The organism is Chrysiogenia bacterium, assembly GCA_020434085.1.
Lineage (GTDB): Bacteria > JAGRBM01 > JAGRBM01 > JAGRBM01 > JAGRBM01 > JAGRBM01.
Genome location: JAGRBM010000186.1, coordinates 1 through 11875 on the forward strand (window position 1 = coordinate 1; position 11875 = coordinate 11875).

Annotated in this window: 13 protein-coding genes; 9 read left to right on the forward strand and 4 right to left on the reverse strand. The window is 62.6% G+C overall.

The genetic code is table 11. The features are described 5' to 3' along the window. On the reverse strand, positions 1-322 hold a 322-nt coding region (locus KDH09_06170), incomplete at its 3' end, for a hypothetical protein (GenBank protein MCB0219264.1). Positions 323-1058: 736 nt separating this feature from the next. Here KDH09_06170 and KDH09_06175 point away from each other — a divergent pair. From KDH09_06175 to KDH09_06190, 4 genes are all read left to right on the forward strand, one after another. Beyond that, positions 1059-2513 carry an ATP-dependent Clp protease proteolytic subunit gene (locus KDH09_06175; protein ID MCB0219265.1) on the forward strand — a complete coding sequence of 485 codons (1455 nt, stop codon included), beginning with the start codon at positions 1059-1061 and terminating at the stop codon, positions 2511-2513. A 20-nt stretch (positions 2514-2533) separates the two neighbouring features. Continuing rightward, a complete protein-coding gene (locus tag KDH09_06180; GenBank protein MCB0219266.1) occupies positions 2534-3043 on the forward strand; it encodes an NfeD family protein in 510 nt (169 codons plus the stop codon). Between the two features lie 84 nt (positions 3044-3127). Further along, positions 3128-4114 (forward strand): flotillin-like protein FloA, encoded by a 987-nt coding sequence (gene floA / locus KDH09_06185; protein MCB0219267.1) that lies wholly within the window; start codon positions 3128-3130, stop codon positions 4112-4114. 9 nt (positions 4115-4123) lie between these two features. Then, positions 4124-4687, forward strand: coding sequence for a hypothetical protein (locus tag KDH09_06190; protein MCB0219268.1), 564 nt, complete (start codon positions 4124-4126; stop codon positions 4685-4687). Here KDH09_06190 and KDH09_06195 read toward each other — a convergent pair. Together KDH09_06195 and KDH09_06200 are read right to left on the reverse strand one after the other, a co-directional pair. Further along, positions 4684-5250 (reverse strand): DUF523 domain-containing protein, encoded by a 567-nt coding sequence (locus KDH09_06195; GenBank protein MCB0219269.1) that lies wholly within the window; start codon positions 5248-5250, stop codon positions 4684-4686. The genes KDH09_06190 and KDH09_06195 overlap by 4 nt on opposite strands. Before the next feature lie 5 nt (positions 5251-5255). Continuing rightward, positions 5256-6161, reverse strand: a complete 906-nt coding sequence (locus KDH09_06200) for a TIGR01777 family oxidoreductase (protein MCB0219270.1) — start codon at positions 6159-6161, stop codon at positions 5256-5258. Between the two features lie 382 nt (positions 6162-6543). On the opposite strand from KDH09_06200, the gene KDH09_06205 reads away from it, so the two are divergent. Continuing rightward, a complete protein-coding gene (locus tag KDH09_06205; protein MCB0219271.1) occupies positions 6544-6774 on the forward strand; it encodes a helix-turn-helix transcriptional regulator in 231 nt (76 codons plus the stop codon). 89 nt (positions 6775-6863) lie between these two features. Next, the gene (locus KDH09_06210) at positions 6864-7562 is read left to right on the forward strand and encodes a glutathione S-transferase family protein (GenBank protein MCB0219272.1); all 699 of its coding nucleotides are present in this window, start codon (positions 6864-6866) and stop codon (positions 7560-7562) included. 10 nt (positions 7563-7572) lie between these two features. Here the strand turns inward: KDH09_06210 and KDH09_06215 are convergent, their stop codons facing one another. Further along, the gene (locus KDH09_06215) at positions 7573-8640 is read right to left on the reverse strand and encodes a potassium channel protein (protein ID MCB0219273.1); all 1068 of its coding nucleotides are present in this window, start codon (positions 8638-8640) and stop codon (positions 7573-7575) included. 189 nt (positions 8641-8829) lie between these two features. Between KDH09_06215 and KDH09_06220 the strand changes: the two genes are divergently transcribed. From KDH09_06220 to KDH09_06230, 3 genes are all read left to right on the forward strand, one after another. Beyond that, positions 8830-9984 carry an acyl-CoA dehydrogenase family protein gene (locus KDH09_06220; GenBank protein MCB0219274.1) on the forward strand — a complete coding sequence of 385 codons (1155 nt, stop codon included), beginning with the start codon at positions 8830-8832 and terminating at the stop codon, positions 9982-9984. 54 nt (positions 9985-10038) lie between these two features. Beyond that, positions 10039-10596 carry a hypothetical protein gene (locus tag KDH09_06225; GenBank protein ID MCB0219275.1) on the forward strand — a complete coding sequence of 186 codons (558 nt, stop codon included), beginning with the start codon at positions 10039-10041 and terminating at the stop codon, positions 10594-10596. 123 nt (positions 10597-10719) lie between these two features. Next, entirely contained in the window at positions 10720-11871 is a 1152-nt protein-coding gene (locus tag KDH09_06230; protein MCB0219276.1) for a winged helix-turn-helix transcriptional regulator, read from the forward strand. Positions 11872-11875 lie beyond the last annotated feature (4 nt).

Consider the following 11875-nt stretch of genomic DNA (forward strand, 5'->3'; position numbering starts at 1 on the left):
CGATGACCTTGTCCTGCTCGACGTCGTAGAGGCTGAGCATGCGCTGCGCCTTGGTGGCGACGTTGATCCGGGTAAAGGCGATCATCGTGCGCGCGGGATTCCAGTGGGGCTCAAAGGCGAAGGACGCCACCTTCGCAAGGGCCGCCGCATCCTCTTTCTCTTCCTCCGTTTGCTTCTGCGGCTCGGCATCGGGGTCGACGCGTACGATGTCCATGCGCTCGGCATCGACGAAGGTCAGCACCAGTTGCCGGGGCGCCGAGGCGCAGGCGCCCAGTGCAAGGCCGAGCACCGCCGCCAGGAGGGAGATCCGGATCGATTGCATGGAAGTCATCATCGCGCCGCGATGGTAGTGCGTGAGCAAGCCCAGAGAAAATGAGAGGGAGAGAAAGGCGAAGGGCTGCCTGTGCGGGAGGCCTGCTCGGCCAAGCGCCCGCTTGCGCGGGAGCCTTGATAGACGAAGGGCCCGCTTGCGCGAGCCCTTGGCCTTGGGAAGAGGGGAGTTTTTAGGGGGGCAAGGCCTCACAACCGAAGGGAGGGGGGGCCATGAGACCTTGCCTAGCCCCGAAGAAAATCCTCGGGGCCAACTCTGCCATCAGATAGAGCAAGTCACGTACCACGAAGCATTTTTCGCTGGGATAAAATGATATTTACTGTGATTTCGAGGGCTTAGTGACTTAACGCGATGCAGAATTTTTGAGGTTGCCCCGACGCCGAGAGGGCAATTTCGTCAGTATTTTGGACAAATCTGGCTGCTACCTGTCAAGCCATTGGCAAAGGCCCCACTCCTGCCCCAGACCCCATCGGAGGTCCTACATAACTGCACGTTATTATTGACATATCTGGCACTTTGTCAGATCACGCCAAATTTACCGACGGGCGAGTTCCCTGCCAAAAAGCGTCAGTGAGGGGCATTCAGCCATAACATTGGACACATTTGGCAAGTGCCTTGCGCCATCTGTCGGCACCGGGCCCCGCAAAATCGGACGCCCCGATTCTGCCCCCGGCACCCGGGCTCGCGCTATGATTTCTCCGACCTTGCGAGTATTCGGAGAGTCGTGATGACTACGCCCACCCGCTCCGCCGGAAATGCCCGCAGCGCCCGTCTCGGGATGGCGCAACTTCTGGCGATGCTCGCCCTCGCGTTGGCGGTCCCCGCCCTCTCGCTGGCACAGAGCGGCACGCCGGCCCCGGCCGGCGACGCGGGCGTCTCTGCAACCGACACCGCTCCCCGGGGCCGGGTCATCACCGGCACCATCGACGATGAGATCGGCTTCGCCACCTCCGCCTATGTCATGCGCCTCATCGAGCGCGCGGAAAAAGAGAACGCCGACGCGCTCGTGCTGGAGATCAACACCTTTGGCGGACGCGTCGATGCAGCCGTGGCCATTCGCGACGCGCTGCTCGATACAAAGGTCCCCACCGTCGCCTGGATCCACCGCCGCGCCATCAGCGCCGGCGCGCTCATTTCCTTTGCCTGCGACAAGATCGTGATCAGCCCCGGCGGCACCATGGGGGCGGCCACGCCCATTCAGATCGCGCCGGGTTCCCAGGAAGCCACGCCCGTGAGCGAGAAATACGTCTCCTACTTCCGTCAAGAGATGCGCGCCACCGCCGAGGTCAATGGACGCGACGGCGACATCGCCGAAGCCATGGTCGACGCCGACCGCGAAGTGGCAGGCCTCTCGGAAAAGGGCAAGCTGCTCACGCTGACGACCGATACCGCCATGGAACACAAGATCGCCGACGCGATCGGTTCCTCCATGGATGAAGTGCTTACCTACCTGAAGCTGCGTGCCACGCCCGAGACCGTCGCGCGCACGTGGGCCGAAGACCTCGTCGGTTTTCTCACCAGTTCGGCGGTCTCAGGCATGCTGTTCATGGCGATGATCGCCCTTGGTTACATGGAATATCAGGCCCCCGGCTTCGGCGCTTTCGGCTACGGTGCGATTTTGTGTTTCCTGCTGCTCTTCGGCAGTCATTACCTCGTCAACCTCGCCGGGTGGGAGGAGATGCTACTCTTCGGAGTCGGCGTGATTCTGCTGCTGGTAGAGATCTTCGTCACGCCGGGCTTCGGTGTGCTCGGCGCGCTGGGCGGGTTGAGTATTTTTGCGGCGATGGTACTGCTGCTGCTGGCCGGGGATTTCAGCGACTTCGAATTCTCCAATCCGTTTGCCGCCGACGCGGCGATGCGGGTGCTGGTCTCGACGGCGCTTTCGATCGGCATCATTCTTTTCCTGATGAGCTACCTGCCGGCAAAGAAGGCGCCCGGCGCGCTCGTACTGGCCCACGTGGAGTCGGGCGATGCGGGCTACCGCTCCCACGAACATGAGGTCACCCACGGCGATCTGGTCGGCATGGAGGGCGAGGCGCTCAGCCCGCTGCGCCCCAGCGGGCGCGCGCGCCTGAATGGGCGGCGCGTCGATGTCGAGAGCGAGGGCGAATTCATCGACAAGGGTGATCGGGTGCGCGTCTTGCGTGTGCAACCCGGAAAAGTCATCGTACGCAAGGTCTGAAACGGGAGAACATCGACGACATGCCTGAAGGTCTGCTGCCAATCATCTCGCTGCTGGTGCTGGCTTACCTGCTCCTGCTGGCCGAGCTGTTTGTACCCGGCGGCATTCTGGGGATCATCGGGTTCGGCCTGATCGTCTACGCGGTCACGCTGGCATTCGAGATCAGCACTTACTGGGGCGTGGGCACGATTCTCTTCAGCCTGTTCGTCACCATCGCCGGCGTCGTGGCCTTTGCGCGCTCCAAGACCGCGCGCCGGCTCATGCTCTCGGACACCGACGGGAAGACCTGGAAATCCTCGGCCGAGGAGCTCCCGGAGTTGCTCGGAAAGACCGGCGTTACGGTCTCGAAGCTGCGCCCGGCGGGCGTGGCCGATTTCGGCGGCGTTCGCGTCGATGTGATTTCCGACAGCGAATTTCTGGAGGCAGGCACCCCCATCCGGGTTTGCCTCGTCGAGGGCAATCGTGTTGTCGTGGAAGCCGCGGAAGCTCTAGCCCCCGAGGGCGAGACGTCCGCAACCGGGGGTGCCTGAGAAGAGGCGCCTGAAAAGAGTAACAACCGCGCCCGCATGAAATGACGGGCGCACAACTTCGCACTCCAAAGAGGGGGAGTCATCATGGCCCCGGCACTGATCGGTTTGTTCATCGGAATCTTCGCGTTCTTTTTTATCTTCAGTTACCTGATCCCGCTTCGCCTGTGGCTGGCCGCGTGGTTCAGCGGTGCCTACGTTCCGCTCAGCGCGCTGATCGGGATGCGCTTCCGCCGCGTGCCGCCCAAGGTGGTGGTCGAACCGCGCATCAGTGCAATCAAGGCAGGGCTGCAGATGCCCAGTTCCGCGCTCGAAGCGCACTTCCTGGCCGGCGGCAATGTCTACAACGTCGTCAACGCCCTCATCAGCGCCGACAAGGCCGGCATCAAGCTGACCTTTGAACGTGCGGCCGCCATCGACCTGGCCGGGCGCGACGTGCTCGAGGCCGTGAAGATGAGCGTCAATCCCAAGGTCATCACCACCCCGGTGGTAGCCGCCGTGGCCAAGGACGGCATCCAGCTCAAGGCCATCAGCCGCGTCACCGTGCGCGCGAACATCGACCGCCTGGTGGGCGGCGCCGGCGAGGAAACCATCATGGCCCGCGTGGGCGAGGGAATCGTGACCACGATTGGTTCGGCCGATTCCCACAAACGCGTGCTGGAAAACCCCGATCTGATCTCCAAGCGGGTGCTGGAGAAGGGCCTCGACTCGGGCACCGCTTTCGAGATTCTCTCCATCGACATCGCCGATGTGGATGTGGGCAAGAACATTGGCGCCGAGCTGCAGACCGACCAGGCCGAGGCCGACAAGAAGGTCGCCCAGGCCAAGGCCGAGTCGCGCCGCGCGATGGCCGTCGCCGAAGAGCAGGAAATGAAGGCGCGCGCGCAGGAGATGAAGGCCAAGCTCATCGAGGCCGAAGCGCAAGTGCCGCTGGCCATGGCCGAGGCCTTCCGCAGCGGCAATCTGGGGATCATGGACTACTACCGGATGAAGAATGTCGCCGCCGACACCAGCATGCGGCAGTCCATCTCCGACCAGAGCACAAAGCAGACGAACAAGCCTGAAGGCGAATAGGTCCGCACCATGAGCACGGAGCTTTTCCAACGCGCCGACGTCGACTGGATCCCGCTGGTCATCTTTGTCCTGTGGGCTCTGAGCGGCCTGTTCGGCAACAAGAAGCGCAAGCAACGACGCGAGGAAGAGGCGGGGGAGATTCCCCCGCCTCGCCAGCGCACCGAACAGGTCGAACGCGGCGGCGCCAACACCGAGTTGCAGGAAGTCCTTCGTGAGATTGAGCGTGACCTGGGACTCGAGCCCGCGAAGCGCGCCCCGCGCGTGCCCGAGCCCCTGCCGGAAGAGCCGCGGGGCCCCTGGCATGCGGCACCCTCTCCCACGAAGGCCGGAGAACAGCGCTCCCGCGCGCTTCATCGCAGGGGGGCCATGCCCGAGCGCGAGAGGCACGTCGACCTTGAAGAGCGCGTGCACATTCACGACGAATCGTCGGCACACCTGCAGCGGCGCGAGTCACGCTCAAGGCTGACCAGCTCGCTGCTGGGCGATCTCACCGGCGGCGGAGCGAACCTTCAAAAGGCCATTCTGCTGCAGGAAATCCTCGGCCCGCCGGTCTCCCTGCGAGATCTCGACTAGGCGCCCGATACGCCCACAAGATTTCTGTATTGATTTCGAACGTCGGCAAGAAAGCGCTCGCGGGCCCCCTGTGAGCCAAGCGCGAATTCCTCCACGATCGGCAGGTCGGGCAGCGCCCGCTGCACTTCGCGCACAAAGAATCCGCTTGTCAGCTCCCCCGATTCTGCTCCGTTCACGATCAGCGAAGCGCTCCCCAGGGCGCAGCTCGGCGATTTGCTCTTGGTAATCAGACCGCAGACCCCTGCGTCCATCAGCGCCCGCGCCCGTCTTTGTGCGAACGCATCCATGGCTTGCGTCAGGTCCCGCCGGGACTCGACCCCCAACAGCCGCTGCTCGCCCGAGACGAGTTCGATCTCGATTGGCTCACGCGGGACGCCAAGACCCAGCTCCACCTCGGGGCACACGCTCACCCACGTAACGAACTGCCCCAGCCAGGCAAGCCACTGCCCGCCACGCTTGTGCCCGCCGTCATAGCGGACGCTCTCGCCCAGCAGGCAGGCCGAGATCGCCACCGGCGGGCGCACGCTTGCCCAGTTGATTGCCGCGCCGGAGAATTCGTCCACGCTTGCTAGCCCTTGAGCGCCGCGCGAAGGCAGGGTTCGAGTTCCGGGTATTTGAATTCGTATCCCGCCGCCTGAAGCGCGGCCGGGTAGATGCGGCTGCTGACCAACAGCATTTCGTTGGCCTTCTCGGCGCCGAAAGCGAGCTTCGCCAGCGGCCCCGGCATGGGGAAGATCGTCGGGCGACCCAGCACGCGGCCCAGCGTCTTGGTGAATTCGCGGTTCGTAACCGGCGAGGGGGCGGTCGCATTGGCGGGGCCCGAGAAGTCCTCATGGCTTACTGCGAAGCGGATCGCCCCGACCACGTCGTCCAGGCTCACCCAGGACATGTACTGCCTGCCCGAGGCAATGACGCCCCCGAGGCCCATCTTGAAGGGCGTCACCATCTTCGGCAGGGCCCCACCGGCCCGGTCCATCACCACGCCGATGCGCAGGTTCACCACCCGGATCCCCTTCTCTCGCGCCGGCGCGGTCTCAGCCTCCCAGGCCTGGCAGAGCTCGGCGAAGAAGCCCTTGCCCGCACCGCTGCCCTCCTCGAGGCGTTCTTCCCCGCGGTCGCCGTAATAGCCAATGGCCGAGGCGCTCACCCAGACTTTCGGCGGGTCTTTGAGTCCCGCGAGTGCTCCGGCCAGCAGCCGGGTGCCGTCGATGCGGCTCGACCACATCCGCTGCTTCTTGTCCTCGCTCCAGCGCCCTTCGCCTACATTGTCTCCGGCCAGGTGAACCACCGCATCAACGCCTTCGAGTTTATCGGCCTCGATCTCTCCGGTGACCGGATTCCAGTAAACGCCACTCGATTTTTCCGTTGCCTTCCGAACCATGGACACGACTTCCCAGCCATCGGCCGCGAACGATCCGGCCACGGCTGAACCGACCAGTCCGGATGCCCCTGTTATCGCGATTCGCTTGCTCATTTTCCCTCCTGATTCGGCAATCGCTTGCCGGTCAAACTAATGTTTATTTCAGAGGCGCGCCCCGACCGGCCCCACGCGAGCGGTTTTTCAGCCCACCGACCGGTGACTCATTTCCGATCCAGCTCCAAAAAGATTGTAACATCGGAAAGCCGCTTTTTTTGCCTGTTTCCGTGGCCCTATGCCCCCAAATCGCTGCACACCCAAGGTGTCTCACAATCGGACGCGATCCGCACTGCTCAATTCGCTACATTGGCATTTCCGACTAATTATTGAATCGTCTGAAATTCTTGACGATTTCCCAAGAACTATTACTGTTAGTCACCAATGCCGAGAGACATCAGCTCGCCGGGCATCATGCAACTGGATAGGATGGATAACTGGCATGAGACTCCACTTTGATCGTTCATGGTTTCAGCGAGCGCAAAAGACGCAGCGCCAGGTTGCCCAGGAAATCGGCATCGATGAAGCCTACCTGAGCAAAGTCGTGCGCGGCCAGATCGAACCTTCCGTGGGCAAGGCGATGCTCATCGCCCGCGCGCTGCAATGCTCGGTCGAAGAGCTCTACCAGACCGACGGCGCCACCACCAAGCGCACCCGCAAACGCACCGCCTGAATTCGCCCTCACGGGTGACACGTCTCCATAAGCTGTGGCATCCTAGGCTCCAACCCGGCGCACATCGCCGGGTGGGAGGACGTGCAAGCATGGCATCCACGCTGGAACTCTATCACTGGGAGATTTCTCCCTTCTGCGAGAAGGTTCGCAGGATTCTCGACTACAAGGGCCTCCCCTACCGAACGATCACGCAACCACTGACCCGCAGGCCGCTGCTACAGTCACGCACAGGCCAGCAGAAGGTTCCCGTCCTGCGTGACGGCGAGACCTGGGTCGCCGATTCCACCGACATCGCCCGGTATCTCGAAGAACGCTACCCGGAAAAACCCGTGCTTCCGACATCCGGGCGCGATCGCGCGCTCTGCCTGCTGATCGAGGACTGGGCGGACGAGGCCTTCGCCTCTTCGGTGCAGCCGGCCAAGTGGCTCTCGCCGGGAAACTTTTCCATCCTGGCCGGCAGGATGCGCGAGGAGCTGACCGGGCCGGTCAACAACCTCCTGCTGACCGTTGCCAAGCCGGTCCTCCAGAAGCAGATGCGCGAGTATCTCCACGGGCGCGGGATGAAGCGAAATGCAACAGTGCTAACTGATCAGCTCGACCAGCTCGAAGTGCTGCTTGAATCTCAAAGTTATTTGTTCGGGGATACGCCGACGGTCGCTGACTTCGCAGTGGCGGCGCTCCTCAAGGAACTCAAGGGGCTCAAGGGCTGGGAAATTGTCGCCGCTCACCCGCGCGTGCTTGCGCTCACAGAACGGATCGAATCGATCTCCAGCGCACGTGTTGCCTAGGAGCGCAGGCTCAAGCCATCTCCCTGATTTTTGCCACCCGGTCCGATTCGCCGATGATGATGCAGACGTTATCGGGCTGCAGTACATATTCCGGCGAGGGATTGAAGTCGTAGGTCTGTCCGCCATCGTTGGAGATCGCGACGACGCGAAGGCCCGTGCGCTCGACGATCTTCGAGTTGCGCAGGCTCTTGCCCGCCAGTTCGCCCTCCTCCGTCACGACGCATTCCTCCACGCGGGCGGCTCCCGCCTGGCGGAGCATCTTGTCCAGGAAGTTCACGACGTGGGGGCGCACCATCTCGGAGGCGATGCGCAGCCCGCCGATGAAGTTGGGCGAGACCACGCCCGTCGCGCCGGCCCGCTTGAACTTGTCGATCAGGTCGTGGTCGATGCATTTGCTGATAATGCGAAGCTTCAGGTTGCCCTCGGTGGCACAGACCACGGTGAGCAGCATGTTCTGGGAATCGTCATGCAGGGCACAGACCACCCCGGCGGCGCGTTCGATTCCGGCCAGCAACAGTGTTTCCTCTTCCAGCGCGTCCTGGGCAATCCAGAGCATCCCCTCGAAGCGGTGCGAGAGGTGCTCGAGCCGCTCGCGATCTGCGTCGACCACCACGAAGGGGCGCTTGGTCCCGTGGAACTCTTCAATGACATGCACACCGGTACTGCCGGCGCCGCAAATGATGTAGTGGTCCTGAAGGGCCGCGATTTTTGTGAGCATTTTGCGCTCCTTGAAGAATTTTCCGAGGTATTGCTCGATCAGGAAAGCCGTGATCGAAGAGACCGCGTAGAGGGTCACCAGAAGCCCCACCCACATCAATGACATGGTGAATGCCATCAGCATGGGCGAGCTCTCGACGTTCAGCGTGTCGCCGTAGCCCACCGTGGTGAGGGTGATTGTCGTGAAGAAGGCGGTGTCGATGAGCGACCACTTGCCATCGCCCAAAATGTAGAGACCCAACGTCCCATAGAGAAACACGCCCGCCACGGCCAACGTGGGGCGGATGACGCGCGAACCGACGAGCTTCGCATATTCGCGAATCTGCGGGTTGTGCAGCGGGCTGAGGTGTTGTTTCTTCAAGCGATCAGCGCCCCGGGGATACGCCCAACGGCGACCCCTTCCCTTCCGGCTTGTTCCCTACCTGTAAAACCATAGCAAAAACAGGCACCTGCGCACCACCCCAAGTCGCCAAGCCTTGACGCCCGGGCCAACTGACGGGTAGTTCACCCGGGCGCCCTGCCCTGGCGGGCGCTTCCGGGAGGACCCTCAATGGATCTGCAACTCACCGAAGAACAGCGCTCGACCATCGAGACCATCAAAAAGTATCTCGACAAGGAAGCGCGGCCCCACGTCTCCAAGTGGGAACACAATGACGAATACCCCACCGACGTGGTCGAGGGGTTCAAGGAAATGGGCCTCTTCGGCGCCACCATTCCCGAGGAATACGGCGGCCTGGGATGGGACGTGATTACCTACGCCCTGGTGGTCGAGGAAATTTCGGCCTGTTGGATGAGCCTTTCGGGCGTGGTGAACACCCACCTCATCATGGCCAACGCGGTCAAGAATTTCGGCACCGAAGAGCAGAAGAAGCACTGGCTTCCCAAAATGGCCACCGGCGAGAAACGCGGCGGCCTCGCCCTCTCGGAGGCCCAGGGCGGCTCGGACGTGGCCTCCATGCGCACCCTGGCCAAGCGCGACGGCGATCAGTACCTGATCAACGGCGCGAAGATGTGGATCACCAATTCCGACGGAAACACCTTCTTCCTGCTGGCCAAGACCGACCCCGAGACCAAGCCGCCCCACGCGGGCATCAGCGGCTTCATCATTGAAAAGGGCCACGAGGGGTTCCAGGTCTCGCGCAACATTCCCAAGCTCGGCTACAAGGGCCTGCCCACTTCCGAGCTGGTCTTCGAAAACTTCCCCGTCCCGGCCTTCAACCTGCTGGGCGGCGAAGAGGGCAAGGGTTTTGCCCAGGTGATGAACGGACTGGAACTGGGCCGCATCAACGTCGCCTCGCGCGCCGTGGGCGTGCTGCGCGCAGCCTTTGAAGACTCCGTTCGCTACGCCCAGGAGCGCGAGACCTTCGGCAAGCCCATCTGGCAGCACCAGCTCGTGGGCGCCAAGCTCGCCGACATGGCCTCGGATCTCGAAGCATCCAAGCTGCTCGTGCTGAGCGCGGCGCTTAAGAAACAGCGCGGCGAGCGCTGCGATCTCGAAGCCAGCATGGCCAAGCTCTTCGCGTCCCAGGCCTGCGCCAAGCACACCCTGGAGGCCATGCACATCCACGGCGGCTACGGCTACACCACCGAGTTCAACGTCGAGCGCTACTACCGCGACGCCCCCTTGATGACCATCGGCGAGGGAACCAACGAGATCCTCAAGACGGTCATCGCCCGGCAGATCGTCAAACGCAACGCGATTTGACCTCCTTGCCGCAAACGAGAATTCTTGACGATCAAGACAGGACCAGTGGAGCCAATGAAACAACACACAGCCAGATGGAGCGCCCTCCTGCTCTGCGCCTTGATGCTCTTCCTTGGCGCCTGCAACAGCGTCGAGAAAGGCGTGGTCGATCTGACCAGGCTCGGCCTTCCCGACGAAGCCAAAGTCTCGGCCGACAAGTTTACCACCGCTCTGCCTGCCCCCGGCACGGAGATCTTTCTGGTCGTAACCGACCTGGGCACCTGCCTTGAATGCAAGAAGGCCGCGATCTGGGTCTCCAATGTCTGGCAGGACAAGTCGCGACCGGCGGCGCTGGTTTATCTGGAGACCATGCGCAGCGAATTCGACATTCCCTCGACAAAGCAGTTCATCAAGGAAAAGAAGCTCCGCGGGCTCCACTACATCTGCGATGAGAAATGCGTGGAGAAGCTCACCAAAATGCTCGGGGAGAAGCCCACCGCCCCCATGCACTACTTCATCGGCAACAAGGGCCTGGTTCACTGGAAAGGCGGCTTTTTGAACGCCTATGCCCCGGTGCTCAAGGCCATCCGCAGCGGCCTGCACGACGTGCCGCTGAGCGTGAAGGCTGAATAGCCCCCCAGAGCCCCCGGACGGGCCCAAAAAACCGGGTAAACCCACGTAAAGGCCGCTTGCGCCCATTCCGGCCCAGCGAGTAGGATTCACCCACACTTGAAGATCAAGGCGGGGAAAAGGGGCGTGCTCGCCCGCTTCCGTCAGGCAGGGGACCAACTGGTGTGTCGCTCAGACAATGGGCAGAAAAGCCCCCGGCAGCGCGGGCTGAGGCAGTTTGCCTTCGCGCTGGCGATGATGATTGCTCTCTCCCAGGGCGGCTGCATTCTGGTGGTCGCCGGGCTGCTGAGCGGCCCGATTGCCGTGGGCGGTGCCATCACCGGCGCGACCATCGGCACGCAAACCGCCTACTACAATCTTCAGGATTTCTACGACGCCTATGAGGCCAACGCCGACACCGTCGAACTGACGGAGACCGTCGCGGGCCTGCGCATCATCGATTCCAACCGCAATTCCTACCGCGCGCTCGAAAAGACGCTCAGCCCCCACGGCCTCTCGCCCGAGAGCTACCTGGTATTGGCCGAGCTCGTGCGCGTGCGCGGCCAGCGCATTCCGGAGCTCAAGAAGAACATCGGCGTGAACGGTTTCCCGCTGATCGAATCGCTCAAGGATCTCGAAGAGCGCGCCCTGGTTGAGCAGAAGCAGGTTCGCCACGCGACGAGCTATGTATTTGTCGGTGCCACCGAAGCAGGCGAGGCCGCTCTCGAGCGCGCCCGCCCGGCACTCGAGCACCTTCGCTTTGAATACCTGCGCCGCCTCTCTTTGGATGATCGCCGCACGCTGACCACCCTGGTGGCCAAGGCCGTCGGTGAGGAAAACAGCCCGGCGGCCGGCACCACCGGCGGCGTGCTGGGCCTGACCACGGGCGGTGAAGCCGAGTACCTGCTCTCCAAACAGCTCATCACCACCCAGTGGCTCCTCAAGCGAAAGCTCGAACGCTACGGGATTACCGACGGAGAGTTCCAGGTCATCAGCACCCTGTGGCTGGGCAGGGATGTCGGACCGCGCACCCTCTCGGCCGTTACCCAGCTTCGTCGAGAAGAGCTGCGCGAGCTGGTCTCGGGCCTGAGCGTCCAGAACTACATCGTGCAGAAAGCCCAGGTTTCCGAAGAAGGCCCCTACACCCTGGCCCTGGGCATCAAGGGCGAGCAGCTTACCGAGCAGCTCAAACCTGAAATCGATTCGATCGACAAGGTGCTCTTTGCGCGCCTGAGCGAAGATGAACGCAATACCCTGGCACAGCTTCTGACGAAGATGAGCCGTGGAATCGTCGGCTGAGACC